General features: G+C 68.4%; 15 protein-coding genes and 1 other RNA gene. 10 read left to right on the forward strand and 6 right to left on the reverse strand.

Annotated elements, in window-relative coordinates; genetic code table 11:
• Positions 1-12: 12 nt before the first annotated feature.
• Complete coding sequence (locus tag GCU53_RS15095) at positions 13-462, reverse strand: EVE domain-containing protein (RefSeq protein ID WP_152388339.1); 450 nt, start codon at positions 460-462, stop codon at positions 13-15.
• Between the two features lie 188 nt (positions 463-650).
• On the opposite strand from GCU53_RS15095, the gene GCU53_RS26565 reads away from it, so the two are divergent.
• Positions 651-785 (forward strand): hypothetical protein, encoded by a 135-nt coding sequence (locus GCU53_RS26565; protein ID WP_280115837.1) that lies wholly within the window; start codon positions 651-653, stop codon positions 783-785.
• A gap of 1 nt (position 786) precedes the next feature.
• On the opposite strand, the gene GCU53_RS15100 is transcribed toward GCU53_RS26565, so the two are convergent.
• From GCU53_RS15100 to GCU53_RS15115, 4 genes are all read right to left on the reverse strand, one after another.
• Positions 787-1,446 carry a 5-formyltetrahydrofolate cyclo-ligase gene (locus tag GCU53_RS15100; protein ID WP_152388340.1) on the reverse strand — a complete coding sequence of 220 codons (660 nt, stop codon included), beginning with the start codon at positions 1,444-1,446 and terminating at the stop codon, positions 787-789.
• Between the two features lie 76 nt (positions 1,447-1,522).
• Positions 1,523-1,700, reverse strand: a non-coding RNA gene (ssrS, locus tag GCU53_RS15105) — 6S RNA.
• Between the two features lie 29 nt (positions 1,701-1,729).
• Positions 1,730-2,044 carry a cell division protein ZapA gene (locus GCU53_RS15110; RefSeq protein ID WP_152388341.1) on the reverse strand — a complete coding sequence of 105 codons (315 nt, stop codon included), beginning with the start codon at positions 2,042-2,044 and terminating at the stop codon, positions 1,730-1,732.
• Positions 2,041-2,250, reverse strand: coding sequence for a TIGR02449 family protein (locus GCU53_RS15115; RefSeq protein WP_012703202.1), 210 nt, complete (start codon positions 2,248-2,250; stop codon positions 2,041-2,043). Before GCU53_RS15115 ends, GCU53_RS15110 begins: the two co-directional genes overlap by 4 nt.
• A 190-nt stretch (positions 2,251-2,440) precedes the next feature.
• Here GCU53_RS15115 and GCU53_RS15120 point away from each other — a divergent pair, with 190 nt between their 5' ends.
• From GCU53_RS15120 to gcvP, 9 genes are all read left to right on the forward strand, one after another.
• A complete protein-coding gene (locus GCU53_RS15120; protein ID WP_152388342.1) occupies positions 2,441-2,995 on the forward strand; it encodes a YecA/YgfB family protein in 555 nt (184 codons plus the stop codon).
• Between the two features lie 35 nt (positions 2,996-3,030).
• Complete coding sequence (pepP, locus tag GCU53_RS15125) at positions 3,031-4,365, forward strand: Xaa-Pro aminopeptidase (protein WP_152388343.1); 1,335 nt, start codon at positions 3,031-3,033, stop codon at positions 4,363-4,365.
• 2 nt (positions 4,366-4,367) lie between these two features.
• Positions 4,368-5,555, forward strand: a complete 1,188-nt coding sequence (gene ubiH / locus GCU53_RS15130) for a 2-octaprenyl-6-methoxyphenyl hydroxylase (protein ID WP_152388344.1) — start codon at positions 4,368-4,370, stop codon at positions 5,553-5,555.
• Positions 5,556-5,620: 65 nt separating this feature from the next.
• Positions 5,621-6,838 carry a 2-octaprenyl-3-methyl-6-methoxy-1,4-benzoquinol hydroxylase gene (locus tag GCU53_RS15135; RefSeq protein WP_152388345.1) on the forward strand — a complete coding sequence of 406 codons (1,218 nt, stop codon included), beginning with the start codon at positions 5,621-5,623 and terminating at the stop codon, positions 6,836-6,838.
• A 108-nt stretch (positions 6,839-6,946) separates the two neighbouring features.
• Positions 6,947-7,951: an extracellular solute-binding protein gene (locus tag GCU53_RS15140; protein ID WP_152388346.1), complete on the forward strand. Its 1,005-nt coding sequence runs from the start codon at positions 6,947-6,949 to the stop codon at positions 7,949-7,951.
• 84 nt (positions 7,952-8,035) lie between these two features.
• Positions 8,036-9,652, forward strand: coding sequence for an ABC transporter permease (locus GCU53_RS15145; RefSeq protein WP_152388347.1), 1,617 nt, complete (start codon positions 8,036-8,038; stop codon positions 9,650-9,652).
• 147 nt (positions 9,653-9,799) lie between these two features.
• The gene (gene gcvT / locus GCU53_RS15150; protein ID WP_152388348.1) at positions 9,800-10,882 is read left to right on the forward strand and encodes a glycine cleavage system aminomethyltransferase GcvT; all 1,083 of its coding nucleotides are present in this window, start codon (positions 9,800-9,802) and stop codon (positions 10,880-10,882) included.
• A gap of 44 nt (positions 10,883-10,926) precedes the next feature.
• Positions 10,927-11,316 carry a glycine cleavage system protein GcvH gene (gene gcvH, locus GCU53_RS15155; RefSeq protein ID WP_152388349.1) on the forward strand — a complete coding sequence of 130 codons (390 nt, stop codon included), beginning with the start codon at positions 10,927-10,929 and terminating at the stop codon, positions 11,314-11,316.
• Positions 11,317-11,414: 98 nt separating this feature from the next.
• Positions 11,415-14,288: an aminomethyl-transferring glycine dehydrogenase gene (gcvP, locus tag GCU53_RS15160; protein WP_152388350.1), complete on the forward strand. Its 2,874-nt coding sequence runs from the start codon at positions 11,415-11,417 to the stop codon at positions 14,286-14,288.
• A 21-nt stretch (positions 14,289-14,309) separates the two neighbouring features.
• Here the strand turns inward: gcvP and GCU53_RS15165 are convergent, their stop codons facing one another.
• Positions 14,310-14,999 carry a nitroreductase gene (locus tag GCU53_RS15165; RefSeq protein WP_152388351.1) on the reverse strand — a complete coding sequence of 230 codons (690 nt, stop codon included), beginning with the start codon at positions 14,997-14,999 and terminating at the stop codon, positions 14,310-14,312.
• Positions 15,000-15,052: the final 53 nt, after the last annotated feature.

The following is a 15,052-nucleotide window of genomic DNA, read 5'->3' on the forward strand; positions in this document are numbered from 1 at the left end:
TAGCCTTCCGGCTCAGTGCAGCGCCAGTATGGCGGTCCATTCGCCGGCGCTCACCGGCATCACCGAAAGCCGGCTGCCCTTTTGCAGCAGCGGCAGTTGCGCCAGCTCCGGCGTGCTGCGCAGGCGCGCCAGCTCGATGATTTCGGTGAAGGCCTCGACGAATTCCACATCGACCGCGACCCACGGATTCCTTTCCGCGCTGGCTCTGGCATCGAAGTAGGGGCTGTGCGGTTCGAGGGCGCTGGGGTCCGGATAGGCACTGGTGACGACCCGGCCTATCCCGGCAATGCCCGGTCGCGGACAGCTGGAGTGGTAGAAGAAAAACAGCTCGTCGGGTTGCATGCTCCGCAGGAAGTTGCGCGCTTGGTAATTGCGTACTCCATCCCAGCGTGCCTGGCGGAGGCGCTGTAGTGTTGTCACGGAGAAGGCGTCGGGTTCGGATTTCATCAGCCAGTGCGGCATGAAAATTGGCTCCGGGTGCCGGTCATCGGAACGCCGAAAAAAGCATCGATCTTATTGATGGCCGGGGTTTGATTGACTGGTCGAGTTGGCGGAGAATGCCGCCGCTTCTTGGGGGGGAGGGTGGCTGTCGCAGTCACCCGTTCATCGCTGTTCATCGTCGTGATATGCCTTGAAGGGGGAGGCAATCGATGAAGCGCAAGCCAGATCTACTGTGGGTTCTTGTCATTCTCTTCGGATTGGGGGTGGTCACCACAGGCTACGCGCAAAGCCATTGGGAACAACAGCAGAGCATTCAGTCGCCGAGCCCGTTCCGCGGTCTTTGAACTATTCGCAGGCACCGCAGGGATTGCGGTGCAACTGCTCCTGTCTCGCCATTCTCCGGCTGGCCGCATACCAGGACCGGTCCGTCACCGTAGCCTCCAATGGCACGTCCCAACTGGCCAGCGCCAGTCGATCGACCTTCTGGCATTCGTGGGCCAGGCCCAGCAGCACGGGTTTGCGACAGTGCCTGTGGCGGGCCCGATAGGCCAGGCTGCGGTCGTAGAAGCCGCCGCCCATGCCCAGTCGTCCGCCCTCGGGGTCGAAGCCGACCAGGGGCATCAGCAGCAGATCCAGCGTCCAGACCTTGCGCTGCCGGGCCCGGTTCGGCCGGGGTTCGCGGATGCGAAAGCGGTTCAGGCGCAGCGGCTCGCCAGGGTGGATGCGCTGGAACACCATGCGTGTCGCCGGCCAGGCGTTGAGTACCGGCAGGTAGGTCGCCTTGCCGCGGCGCTGTGCGGCCTCGAGCAGCAGCCCGGGGTCGATCTCGCCGTCATTGGGCAGGTAGAGCGCCACATGGCGACAGCGGCGGAACAGCGGATGCTGCGCCAGCTGGCGATAGAGCCGACGAGCGGCCTGGCGTTGGCGGCGCGGAGCGAGCGCACGCCGTCGCTCGCGGAGCAGGCGGCGCAGTTGGGCACGGGAAAGGCCGGCGGTTTCGATCATGCCGAATCAGCAAGGGTCAGAGTGGGACTGACAGCCATGCTGAGGGATTCGCCGCAGCGCGGCAAGCAAAGAAAGCGGACTCCCCGAAGTGCCGCTGCCGGCTTGACCCTTGAACCCGAAAGTTCAAGGTGGCGACTGCCGATGACTTTAAGGCTTTCCGTCAGGCGGACATGCACACGGGTCACACGTACAGCCTCCAAGGTTTTGCGTATCGGGAGAGGGACGTGGCCGACTGGCGTACACACCAGGGAGTGATCGCCAGTATACCTGAATCGAATGGGACTCAGGTCGTCAGCTCATCCGGATTGTTGGCGAGGGCGCGATCGACCCGCTCGAGCAGGGTGCGGACCTGCTCGCGGGTCGAGCTGGCCTGCAGGTCCAGACGCTCCTGCTTGTGCAGCAGATCGTGGGTGATGTTGAGGGCGGCCATCACCGCGACGCGCTCGGCACCGATGACCTTCCCGCTCGAGCGGATTTCCCGCATTTTCCCATCCAGGTAGCGGGCGGCACTTTCCAGGTTGGCTCGTTCTTCCGGTGGGCAGACGATGCAGTAGTCCTTGTCGAGAATGTGGACGATGAGGGTGTGCGGCTGGCTCATGAATCCTGCTCCAGGGCTTTCAGACGTGAAATCATCGATTCGACCTTGTGCCTGGCGATTTCGTTCTTTTCGATGAGGTGGGCGCGCTCTTCCCGCCAGGCCTTTTCATTCGCCAGGAGAAACCGGTTGTGGGCCTTGATCTGCTCGAGGCGCTGGATCAGCAGCTCCAACTGGCGGGCAAGGGCTTTCAGGTCGTCGTCTTCCATGGCGCCTCTTTTTCATTTATATGCGAATGAACGGGTACGAGACTCCGGCGGTGCTCAGATGGTCTTGGTGCATCCGCCGATGCTAGGATACGCGATCACATTCTAGTCATTTGCTTCCCGTGGCGCCTACAGGCGTCGGTGCTTTTGCAAGGCGCTGCCTGACCAGGCGCACGAAGAAGGCGAGTCCGATATGTCTACCGATAAATCCCCCTATGCGGCGTTCTCCGCCCTGCTGGCCAGTAGCGGCAGGGACGTGTCCCCGGCGGAGCTGCACGGCCTGCTGCTCGGCCGCAGCTGTGCCGGCGCCGGTTTCGAAGTCGACCGCTGGCTGTCCGATGCCGCCGACCTGCTCGGCAGTCAGATTCCGGACAACGTACGCCAGGCGCTGATCGGCCTGCAGGAGATGGTCAAAAGCGAGCTGACCGGCGGCGAAGTCGCCGTGGTCCTGCTGCTGCCCTCCGACGAGGCGCCGCTGGCCGAGCGCGCCACTGCCCTGGGGCAGTGGTGCCAGGGTTTTCTCGGCGGTTTCGGCCTGGCTGCCGGCGACAAGGCGCTGAGCGCGGAAGCCATGGAAGTGCTGCAGGATCTTGCCGCCATTGCCCAGGTACAGAGCTCGCTGGAAGAGTCCGAGGAGGGCGAGGGGGCCTACATGGAGGTCATGGAATACCTTCGGGTCGCGCCGCTTTTGCTGTTCGCCGAGTGCGCCGGACCGGTCGCGCCGGCGCCCAAGCCGTCCGTGCATTGAGGCGCAGACGCCTTTTCAGTCAACGAGGAGCGTACATGACCTGCATCCCGAAGTCGGAATATGCCCGCCGGCGCAAGGCGCTGATGGCGCAGATGGAGCCCAACAGCATCGCCATCCTGCCGGCGGCGCCGGTGTATATCCGCAACCGCGATGTGGAGCACCAGTACCGCCAGGACAGTGATTTCCAGTACCTGTCGGGCTTCCCCGAGCCGGAGGCGGTGATCGCCCTGATTCCCGGCCGCGAGCATGGCGAGTACGTGCTCTTCTGCCGCGAGCGCGATCCCGAGCGCGAGCTCTGGGACGGCCTGCGCGCCGGCCAGGAGGGGGCGGTGCGCGACTACGGCGCGGATGACGCCTTTCCCATCGCCGACATCGACGATATCCTGCCCGGCCTGATCGAGGGGCGCAGTCGCGTCTACTATGCGATCGGCAGCAACGAAAGCTTCGACCACCGGCTGATGGAGTGGATCAAGACCATCCGCTCCAAGGCCCGTCAGGGGGCCCAGCCGCCGAGCGAGTTCGTCGCCCTCGACCATCTGCTGCACGACATGCGCCTGTGCAAGAGCGCCGCCGAGGTGGCGGTGATGCGCGAGGCGGCAGCCGTCTCCGCCCGCGCCCACGTGCGCGCCATGCAGGCCTGCCGTCCGGGGCTTCACGAGTACCACCTGGAGGCCGAGCTGGAGTACGAATTCCGCAAGGGCGGCGCGCGGATGCCGGCCTACGGGTCGATCGTCGCCGGCGGCCGCAATGCCTGCATCCTGCACTACCGGGAGAACGACCGGCCGCTGCGCGATGGCGATCTGGTGCTGATCGATGCCGGCTGCGAGCTCGACTGCTACGCCAGCGACATCACCCGCACCTTTCCGGTCAATGGCGCCTTCTCGCCCGAGCAGAAGGCGATCTACGAGCTGGTGCTGGCCGCCAACCTGGAGGCGTTCAGGCACATCGCCCCCGGCCGTCGCTGGAACGAGGCCCACGAGGCCACGGTGCGGGTGATCACCGCCGGACTGGTGGAGCTGGGCCTGCTCGCCGGCGATGTCGATGCGCTGATCGCCGCCGAGGCCTACAAGCCCTTCTACATGCACCGTGCCGGCCACTGGCTCGGCATGGACGTGCACGACGTCGGCGACTACAAGATCGATGGCCAGTGGCGCGTGCTCGAGCCGGGCATGGCGATGACCGTCGAGCCGGGCATCTATATCGCTGCCGACAACGACAAGGTCGACCGCAGGTGGCGCGGTATCGGCGTGCGCATCGAGGACGACGTGGTGGTCACCGAGGCTGGCTGCGAGATCCTCACCAGTGGCGTGCCCAAGGGCGTCGCCGAGATCGAGGCACTGATGGCCGCGACGCGCGGTCGGGTGGCCTGAACATGATCCGGGTAGAAGTGGCGATCGTCGGCGGCGGCCTGGTCGGAGCGAGCCTGGCCCTGGCCCTGCAGGAGGGCGCCAAGGCGCGCGGCTGGCGGATCGTGCTGATCGAGCCGCATGCGCCCGGCGAGCCCTATCAGCCGAGCTACGATGCACGCTCCTCGGCGCTGTCCTTCGGTACCCGGCAGATCTACGAGCGCCTGGGTCTGTGGTCGGCCATCGCCCGCCGTGCCGAGCCGATCCTGCAGATCCATGTCTCCGAGCGTGGCCGTTTCGGCGCAGCGCGCCTGCAAGCGGAAGAGGAGGGCGTGCCGGCCCTCGGCTACGTGGTGGAGAACGCCTGGCTCGGCGAGTGCCTGTGGCAGGCGCTGGATCCTGCGGTGGTCACCTGGCGCTGCCCGGCCGAGGTGCTGCGCATGACCCCGCTCGGCGATGGCTACCGGCTGCAGCTGGACGACGACAGACACCTCGATTGTGCCCTGGCGGTGCTCGCCGATGGCGGCCGCTCCGAACTGCGCGAGCAGCTCGGCATCCACGTGAACCACCAGCCCTACGGGCAGACGGCCCTGATCGCCAACCTCACGCCCAGCGAGCAGCACCGTGGCCAGGCCTTCGAGCGCTTCACCCAGGACGGCCCGCTGGCTCTGCTGCCGCTGGCGGAGAACCGCTGCGCGCTGGTCTGGACCCGTCCGACCGGCGATGCCGGACGGTTGCTGGCGCTGGACGAGCGGCAGTTCCTCGCCGAGTTGCAGCAGCAGTTCGGCTATCGCCTCGGCGCCTTCCGCCATGTGGGCGCCCGCCATCTCTACGCGCTGGCGCTGGTCGAGGCCGAGGAGCAGGTGCGCCCGCACCTGGCCCTGCTCGGCAATGCCGCCCACAGCCTGCATCCCATCGCCGGCCAGGGCTACAACCTGTCCCTGCGCGACACTCTGTGCCTGGCCGAGGAACTGCTGGCCAGTCCGGCCGAACCCGGCGACTTCGCCACCCTGATGCGCTACCAGGCCCGCCAGCGCCTTGACCAGCAGTTGACCGTGGGCTTCTCCGACCGGGTCACCCGGCTGTTCACCACGGCTACCCCGCTGCTCGCCGACGGGCGCAGTCTCGGCCTGCTCGGCCTTGATCTGCTGCCACCGGCGAAGCACTGGTTTGCCCGTCAAGCCATGGGGCTCGGCACCCGTGCGCAGCCCTGAGGCCGGCGCACGGTCATCGAAAACGGCGGGCGTGGCTGGACGCCCCTTGCAGAGTTGAGGAAAGCATGCACGCGGATCTGATCATCGTCGGCGCCGGAATGGTCGGCAGCGCCCTGGCGCTGGCCTTGCAGGACAGCGGCCTGGATATTCTCCTGCTGGACCAGGGGCCGCTCGAGGTGGCCCCCTGGAGCCCTGCGGCGCCTTTCGAGCCGCGGGTCAGCGCGCTGTCCGCCGCCAGTCAGCGGGTCCTCGAGCGCCTCGGCGCCTGGAGCGGCATCCGTGCCCGGCGCGCCGCACCCTACGGCGAGATGCTGGTGTGGGACGGCTCCGGCACCGGGCAGATCCACTTCTCGGCGGCCAGCGTGCATGCCGAGGTGCTCGGCCACATCGTCGAGAACCGGGTGGTGCAGGACGCCCTGCTCGAGCGCCTGGCCGGCAGCGGGATCGGCCTGCTGCCCGCCATCCGTCTGGACGGACTGCGCCGCTCCGGCGACGGCTGGCTGGTCGGCCTCGGCGACGGTCGTCAGCTGCGGGCGCCACTCCTGGTCGCTGCCGACGGCGCCAACTCGACGATCCGCCACCTGGCCGGCTGCGCCACCCGCGAGTGGGATTACCTGCACCATGCCATCGTCACCAGCGTGCGCTGCGCCGAGCCGCACCGGCGCACCGCCTGGCAGCGCTTCACCGACGACGGCCCGCTGGCCTTTCTGCCGCTGGAGCGGGACGGCGACCGCCACTGGTGCTCGATCGTCTGGTCGACCACCCCGCAGCAGGCCGAGCGGCTGATGGCCCTGGACGATGCGGCCTTCGCCAGGGCCCTGGGCGCTGCTTTCGAGTGGCGGCTCGGCGAGGTGCTGGAAGTCGATCCGCGCCACTGCATCCCGCTGCGCCAGCGGCATGCCCGGCGCTATGTCGAGCCCGGCCTGGCGCTGATCGGCGATGCCGCCCACGTCATCCACCCGCTGGCCGGGCAGGGCGTCAACCTCGGCTTCCTCGATGCCGCCACCCTGGCCGAGGTGCTGCTGCATGCCCGCTCGCGTGGCGAGCGACTGGCCGACCTGCGCGTGCTCAGCCGTTTCGAACGCCGGCGAATGCCCCACAACCTGGCGATGATGGCGGCGATGGAAGGCTTCGAGCGGCTGTTCCAGGCCGATCCGCTGCCCTTGCGCTGGCTGCGCAACAGCGGACTGAAGTGGATGGACAGCCTGCCCGAGGGCAAGGCGCTGTTCGTCCGTCAGGCCCTCGGGCTGAGCGGAGACCTTCCGGGGCTGGCGCGCGCCTGAGCCCCGAACCCACCCTGTCGGCGACATACCGCGCGACATTTGGCAAGTTGTGAAGCTAAATGCTAGTCACTATTATTTGCCGCACTGAATACACATGAGGTGGGTTCCATGCAGGCAAGCAAGCACATTCTCGCCGTCCTGGCCCTGGGCGCGCTCTCCGGCACCGCCCTGGCCGCCGATGACGAGGTCGTGGTCTATTCGTCGCGGATCGACGAGCTGATCAAGCCGGTCTTCGATGCCTATAACGCCGAAACCGGGGTCAAGGTGAAGTTCATCACCGACAAGGAGGCCCCGCTGCTGGCCCGCCTCAAGGCCGAGGGGAAGAACACCCCGGCCGACCTGCTGATCACCGTGGACGCCGGCAACCTCTGGCAGGCCGAGCAGGAGGGCGTCCTGCAGCCGATCGACTCGGCCACCATCAAGGCCAACATTCCGCCGCAGTACCGCTCCGCCACCGGTGCCTGGAACGGCCTGTCGCTGCGTGCGCGAACCATCTTCTACTCCACCGAGCGGGTCAAGCCGGAAGAGCTCTCCACCTACGAGGCCCTGGCCGACGAGAACTGGGAAGGCCGCCTGTGCCTGCGTACCAGCAAGAAGGTCTACAACCAGTCGCTGACCGCCACCCTGATCGAAGCCCATGGCGCGGAGAAGGCCGAGCAGATCGTCAAGGGCTGGGTGAACAACCTGGCTACCGACGTGTTCGCCGACGACACCGCCCTGCTGCAGGCGATCGATGCCGGCCAGTGCGACGTGGGCATCGCCAACACCTATTACTACGGCCGCCTGCACAAGGAGAAGCCGGGCCTGAAGGTGAAGCCCTTCTGGCCGAACCAGGGCGACCGCGGCGTGCACGTCAACCTTTCCGGCGCTGGGCTGACCAAGTACGCTCCGCATGCGCAGGCGGCGCAGAAGCTGCTCGAGTGGATGACCGCCGAGAAGGCCCAGCGCCTGCTGGCCGACATCAACCAGGAATACCCGGCCAATCCGCAGGTGGCGCCGTCCGCGGAGGTCGCCGCCTGGGGCAGCTTCAAGGCCGACAGCGTGCCGGTCGAGGTCGCCGGCAAGCGCCAGGCCGAGGCGATTCGCCTGATGGATCGCGCCGGCTGGAACTGAGGCGCACGCCGAGGCCGTGAATCCCGGGCTGCAGGCGGAACATTCCGCCTGCAGCCCGCTTTTTTTCCATAGCGGGGAGCTGTCGTGTCCCATTCCGCCCAGCGACGCTGGTATCCCATCGTCTTTTCCATCGCCGCCCTGGTGCTGCTGCCCCTCAGTGTGCTGGCGCTCTCCTGGCACAGCGTGGACGGCGAAATCTGGCGTCATCTGTGGGATACCCAGATGCCGCGCCTGCTCGGCAACACCCTGACCCTGCTGCTGGGCGTCGGCGCCGGCGTCACCCTGCTGGGGGTGAGCCTGGCCTGGCTGACCAGCCTTTGCGAGTTTCCCGGCCGGCGCTGGCTGGACTGGGCGCTGATGCTGCCCTTCGCGATTCCCGCCTATGTGCTCGCCTTCGTCTTCGTCGGCCTGCTGGATTTCTCCGGTCCGGTGCAGACCCTCTTGCGCGAATGGTTCGGCAGCGGCCTGCGGCTGCCGCGGGTGCGCTCCACCGGCGGGGTGATCCTGGTCCTGGTGCTGGTCTTCTACCCCTACGTCTACCTGCTCGCGCGCAGCGCCTTCCTGGCCCAGGGCAAGGGCCTGATGGAGGCCGCGCGGGCTCTGGGCCAGTCGCCCTGGCAGGCCTTCTGGCGCGTGGCCCTGCCGATGGCGCGGCCGGCCATCGGCGCCGGCCTGGCACTGGCGATGATGGAAACCCTGGCCGACTTCGGCGCCGTCTCGGTGTTCAACTACGACACCTTCACCACCGCCATCTACAAGACCTGGTACGGCTTCTACAGTCTGTCTTCCGCCACCCAGCTGGCCAGCCTGCTGCTGCTGGCGGTGATGCTGGTGGTCTACGGCGAGCGCCGCGCCCGCGGCGTGCCGCGGCCGAGCACCGAGCGCCCGCGCGGCCGGGCGCTGTACCGGCTGCAGGGTTTCAAGGCCGCGGCGGCCAGCGCCTGGTGCATGCTGGTGTTCCTCTGCGCCTTCGTCGTGCCGGTCCTGCAACTGCTGGCGTGGTTCTGGAAGCGCGGCCGCTTCGACTTCGACGAGCGCTATACCGGGCTGATCCTGCACACCCTCTATCTCGGCGGCTGCGCCGCGCTGCTCACCGTCGTCTGCGCCATGCTGCTGGCCTTCGCCCGGCGCCTGGTGCCGGGGCGGACCATGGGGGCGGCAGTCGGCCTGGCCAACCTGGGCTACGCCCTGCCGGGCTCGGTGCTGGCGGTGTCCATCATGCTCGCCTTCAGCTATCTCGACCGCGAGCTGGTGATTCCGCTGTCCACCTGGCTCGGCGGCGCCGGCAAGCCGCTGCTGCTGGGCAGCCTGGCGGCCCTGCTGCTGGCCTATCTGGTGCGTTTCCTGGCGGTGGCCTTCGGTCCTCTGGAAAGCAGCCTGGCGCGGATCCGCCCGTCACTGCCGGAAGCGGCGCGCAGCCTGGGCGTCGGCGGTTCGCAGCTGTTCCGGTGGGTCTACCTGCCCCTGCTGCTGCCCGGCACCCTGAGCGCCGCGCTGCTGGTGTTCGTCGATGTGCTCAAGGAGATGCCGGCGACCCTGCTGATGCGCCCGTTCGGCTGGGACACCCTGGCGGTGCGCATCTTCGAGATGACCAGCGAGGGCGAGTGGGCCCGCGCCGCGCTGCCGGCGCTGACCCTGGTGCTGGTCGGACTGCTGCCGGTGATCGGCCTGATCCGTCGCTCGGCGCGCCAGCCGGGCTGACCCGCCGACCGAGTCCGTCCGGCTCTCGGTCCTTCCGGCGCCGTGACCGGGCCCGGCCTTGCGGCTACAATGCGCGCCATTCGCGGCCTGCCCGGGCCTTGCCAGTCCTTTTGCGACGCGATGCGTCGGGCACGGAAGGAGAACCCCATGGGACAGCGCACGCCTCTCTACAACCAGCATCTCGCCCTGGGCGCCAGGATCGTCGACTTCGGCGGCTGGGACATGCCCCTGCACTATGGCTCGCAGGTCGAGGAGCATCATCAGGTCCGGCGCGACTGCGGCGTCTTCGACGTCTCCCACATGACGGTGGTGGATGTCCACGGCTCGGATGCCAAGGCTTGGCTGCAGCGCCTGCTGGCCAACGACGTGGCGCACCTGGAAACCCCCGGCAAGGCCCTCTACAGCGTCATGCTCAACGAGCGCGGCGGGGTGATCGACGATCTCATCGTCTACCTCACCGACTTCGGCTACCGCCTGGTGCTCAATGCCGCCACCCGCGAGCGGGATCTGGCCTGGATGCGTGAGCAGACCGCCGGCTTCACTGTCGAGCTGCGCGAGCGCCGCGATCTGGCCATGCTCGCCATCCAGGGACCGAAGGCGCGGGCGCGCACCGGCGAGCTGCTTTCCGCGCCGCGCGCCGCGCTGATCCACGAGCTCCGCCCGTTCGAAGGCCTGGCCGAGGGCGACTGGTTCATCGCCCGCACCGGCTATACCGGCGAGGACGGCCTGGAAATCCTGCTGCCGGCGGCGCAGGCACAGGACTTCTTCGGCGACCTGGTCGGCGCCGGCATCGCCCCCGGCGGCCTCGGCGCCCGCGACACCCTGCGCCTGGAGGCGGGCCTGAACCTCCATGGCCAGGACATGGACGAGAGCGTCTCGCCGCTGGCGGCGAACCTGGGCTGGACCATCGCCTGGGACCCGACCGGGCGCGACTTCATCGGTCGTGCGGCGGTGGAGGCACAGCGCCGTGCCGGCGGTCAGCCTAAACTGGTGGGATTGCTGCTGGAGGAGCGCGGCGTGCTGCGCGCCCACCAGGTGGTGCGGGTGGACGGTATCGGCGAAGGCGAGATCACCAGCGGCAGCTTCTCGCCGACGCTGGGCAAGTCCATCGCCCTGGCCCGGGTGCCGGCCGTCACCGGCGAGCGCGCCGAGGTGGAAATCCGCGGCCGCTGGCTGCCCGTGCGCGTCGTCCGGCCGAACTTCGTCCGCCACGGCAAGGCCTTGATCTAGATTTTTCCGGGCGAGCCCTTTCGCCCCCAACCCGAGGACACGACATGAGCAATATCCCCGCCGATCTGCGTTACACAGCCAGCCACGAATGGGCCCGACTGGAAGCGGACGGCACCGTCACCGTGGGCATTTCCGACCACGCCCAGGAAGCCCTGGGCGACGTGGTGTTCGTCGAGCTGCCGGAAGTCGGCAAGCAGCTGACCGCCGAACAGGAAGCCGGGGTGGTGGAATCGGTGAAGGCCGCCTCCGATATCTACGCGCCGATCGCCGGCGAAGTCGTCGCGATCAACGAAGCCCTGACCGACAGCCCCGAGCTGGTCAACAGCGATCCCTACGGCAGTTGGTTCTTCAAGCTCAAGCCCAGCGACGCCGGCGATCTGGACAAGCTGCTCGACGCGGCCGGCTACGAAGCCGCCTGCGCCGCCGGGGCCTGATCGCCGCCTGTTTCCGGTGCCTGCGGGCGCCGGAAGCCGAGCCATTCCCTTCTGAAGCCTCGCCCGTCGGGGCTTCGTCCTTTCAGCCGAGAGCCGCCATGTCCCAGACTCCCAGTCTCGCCCAACTCCAGCAGCCCGACGCCTTCCTGCAGCGCCACCTCGGTCCCGACGAGGCCGAGCAGCGCGCCATGCTCGCCAGCCTCGACCTGGCCAGCCGCGACCAGCTGATCGAGCAGACGGTGCCGCCGGCGATCCGCCTGAACCGCGCCCTGGAGCTGCCGGCGGCGCTGGACGAGCCGGGCGCCCTGGCGAAGCTCAAAGGCTATGCCGAACGCAACGAGCTGTGGACCAGCCTGATCGGCATGGGCTACCACGGCACCGTCACCCCGCCGGTGATCCTGCGCAACGTGCTGGAGAACCCCGGCTGGTACACCGCCTACACCCCTTACCAGCCGGAGATCGCCCAGGGCCGGCTGGAGGCGCTGCTGAACTTCCAGCAACTGACCATCGACCTCACCGGCCTCGACCTGGCCAGCGCCTCGCTGCTCGACGAGGCCAGCGCCGCCGCCGAAGCCATGGCCATGGCCCGTCGCGTGGCCAGGAGCAGGAGCAACCGCTTCTTCGTCGACGAGAACTGCCACCCGCAGACCATCTCGGTGGTGCGCACCCGCGCCGCCGGCTTCGGCTTCGAGGTGGTGGTGGATGCCGTGGAGAACCTTTCCGAGCACGCGGTGTTCGGCGCCCTGCTGCAGTATCCCGACACCCACGGCGAGATCCGCGACCTGCGGCCGCTGATCGAGCAACTGCACGCACAGCAGGCGCTGGCCTGCGTCGCCGCCGACCTGCTCGCCCTGCTGGTGCTGACCCCGCCCGGCGAACTGGGCGCCGACGTGGTGCTCGGCTCGGCGCAGCGCTTCGGCGTGCCGATGGGCTACGGCGGCCCGCACGCGGCCTACTTCGCCACCCGCGACGAGTTCAAGCGCGCCATGCCCGGACGGATCATCGGCGTGTCCAGGGACGCCCGCGGCAACACCGCCCTGCGCATGGCCCTGCAGACCCGCGAGCAGCACATCCGCCGCGAGAAGGCCAACTCGAACATCTGCACCTCGCAGGTGCTGCTCGCCAACATGGCCGGCTTCTACGCCGTCTACCACGGCCCCCAGGGGCTCAGGCGCATCGCCGAGCGCGTCCATCGGCTGACCGCTATCCTCGCCGAGGGCCTGGCGCAGCGCGGGATCGAGCGCCTCAACCGGCACTTCTTCGACACCCTGACCCTGGAGGTCGGCGGCGCCCAGACGGCGATCATCGAGAGCGCGAAGGAGGCGCGGATCAACCTGCGCATCCTCGGCCGCGGCCGGCTCGGCGTCAGCCTGGACGAGACCTGCACGGTCGAGACCGTCGAACGGCTGTTGGCGATCTTCCTCGGCGCCGACCACGGTCTCGACCTCGCCGCACTGGACGATGCCGCCGCCTCGGGCATTCCCTCCGCCCTGCAGCGCACCTCGGCCTACCTGCAGCATCCGGTGTTCAACCGCCACCACAGCGAAACCGAGATGCTGCGCTACCTCAAGCAGCTGGAGAACAAGGACCTGGCGCTCAACCAGGCGATGATCCCGCTCGGCTCCTGCACCATGAAGCTCAACGCCACCAGCGAGATGATGCCCGTCACCTGGCCGGAGTTCGCCAGCCTGCATCCCTTCGCCCCGCGCGAGCAGGCCGAGGGCTATCGGCTGATGATCGATGAGCTGGAGGCCTGGCTGTGCGCCATCACCGGCTTCGACGCCATCTGCATGCAGCCCAACTCCGGCGCCCAGGGCGAATACGCCGGCCTTCTGGCGATCCACAGCTACCACCTGAGTCGCGGCGAGGGGCAGCGCAACGTCTGCCTGATCCCGTCCTCGGCTCACGGCACCAACCCGGCCTCGGCGCAGATGGTCGGCATGCAGGTGGTGATCGTCGACTGCGACCGCTCCGGCAACGTCGATCTCGACGACCTCCGGGCCAAGGCCGAGGCGGCCGGCGACAGGCTGTCCTGTCTGATGCTCACCTATCCCTCGACCCACGGCGTCTACGAGGAGGGCGTGCGGGAGCTCTGCGAGGTGATCCACGGCCACGGCGGTCAGGTCTACATGGACGGCGCCAACCTCAACGCCCAGGTCGGCCTGGCGCGGCCGGCGGACATCGGCGCCGACGTCTCGCACATGAACCTGCACAAGACCTTCTGCATCCCCCACGGCGGCGGCGGGCCGGGCATGGGGCCGATCGGCGTCAGGGCGCACCTGGCACCTTTCGTCGCCAATCACCCGGTGGTGCCGCTGGATGGCCCCAACCCGGACAACGGCGCGGTCAGCGCGGCGCCCTGGGGCAGCGCCAGCATCCTGCCGATCAGCTGGATGTACATCGCCATGATGGGCCCTCAGCTGAGGGACGCCACCGAGGTGGCGATCCTCAACGCCAACTACCTGGCGCACCGCCTGGGCGGCGCCTTCCCAGTGCTGTACAGCGGCCGCAACGGCCGGGTCGCCCACGAGTGCATCCTCGACCTGCGTCCGCTCAAGGCGGAAACCGGGATCACCGAGGAGGACGTCGCCAAGCGCCTGATGGACTACGGCTTCCACGCGCCGACCATGTCCTTCCCGGTGCCCGGCACCCTGATGATCGAGCCCACCGAGAGCGAGTCGCTGCACGAGCTGGACCGCTTCGTCGAGGCCATGCTGAGCATCCGCGCGGAGATCGCCAAGGTCCAGGCCGGCGACTGGCCGGCCGAGGACAATCCGCTCAAGCACGCCCCGCACACCCTGGCCGACGTGCTCGGCGACTGGCAGCGTCCCTACAGCCGCGAGGAAGCGGTGACGCCGACCGCCCACACCCGCGCCCACAAGTACTGGCCGACGGTGAACCGGGTGGACAACGTCTACGGCGACCGCAACCTGTTCTGCGCCTGCGTGCCGCTGGACGACTACCGCGAGTGAAGCCGATGGGGCCGGCGGCGCTCAGCTGCCGGTCGGCTCCTCGAAGCCATGGAAGGTGGTGAATTCCGTCACCGGCACCCGCTCGGTGACCAGGCCGTTTTCCGGCGCTTCCGGGTCCTCGTAGCCGAGCGCCACGGCGCAGAGCAGGATCTCTTCCTCGCCGAGCAGCCCCAGCTCGCGCACCACCTGGTGATAGTCGGCGAAGACCCCCTGGGGACAGCTGTGCAGCCCTTCATCGCGGGCCGCCAGCATCAGGTTCTGGATGAACATGCCCATATCGAGGAAGCTGCCGGTGTTCATCCGCCGGTCCATGGAAATCAGCAGGCCGACCGGCGCGTCGAAGAACTGGAAGTTGCGCAGCGCCTGCCGCTCCCGCGCCGCCCGGTCGCCGCGAGCGATGCCGAGCGCGTCGTAGAGGCTGAAGCCCATGGTCCGCCGGCGCTCCAGATAGGGCTCGAACCAGGGATCGGGGTAGTAGCCGTACTCGGCATGATGCCGCTGCGGCTCCCGCTCGGCTGCCGCGCTCACTGCCCGGCACAATGCGTCGCGGGCCGCGCCGGCCAGCGCGCGGACCTTCCACGGCTGGGTGTTGGCGCCGCTCGGCGCCTGCGCCGCCAGCTCCAGGATACGCTCGACCTGGGCGCGGGGAACGGGATCGGGACGGAAACGGCGAGCCGATTTGCGCGAGCGGATGGCGTCTGCGACCTGCATGGGCGAGCTCCTTGGTCTCTGCGGGAATGTGCAGGTATACCCCAGGCGCCGGT

Origin of the sequence: Azotobacter salinestris (assembly GCF_009363155.1) — a bacterium.
GTDB classification, from domain to species: Bacteria; Pseudomonadota; Gammaproteobacteria; order Pseudomonadales; family Pseudomonadaceae; genus Azotobacter; species Azotobacter salinestris.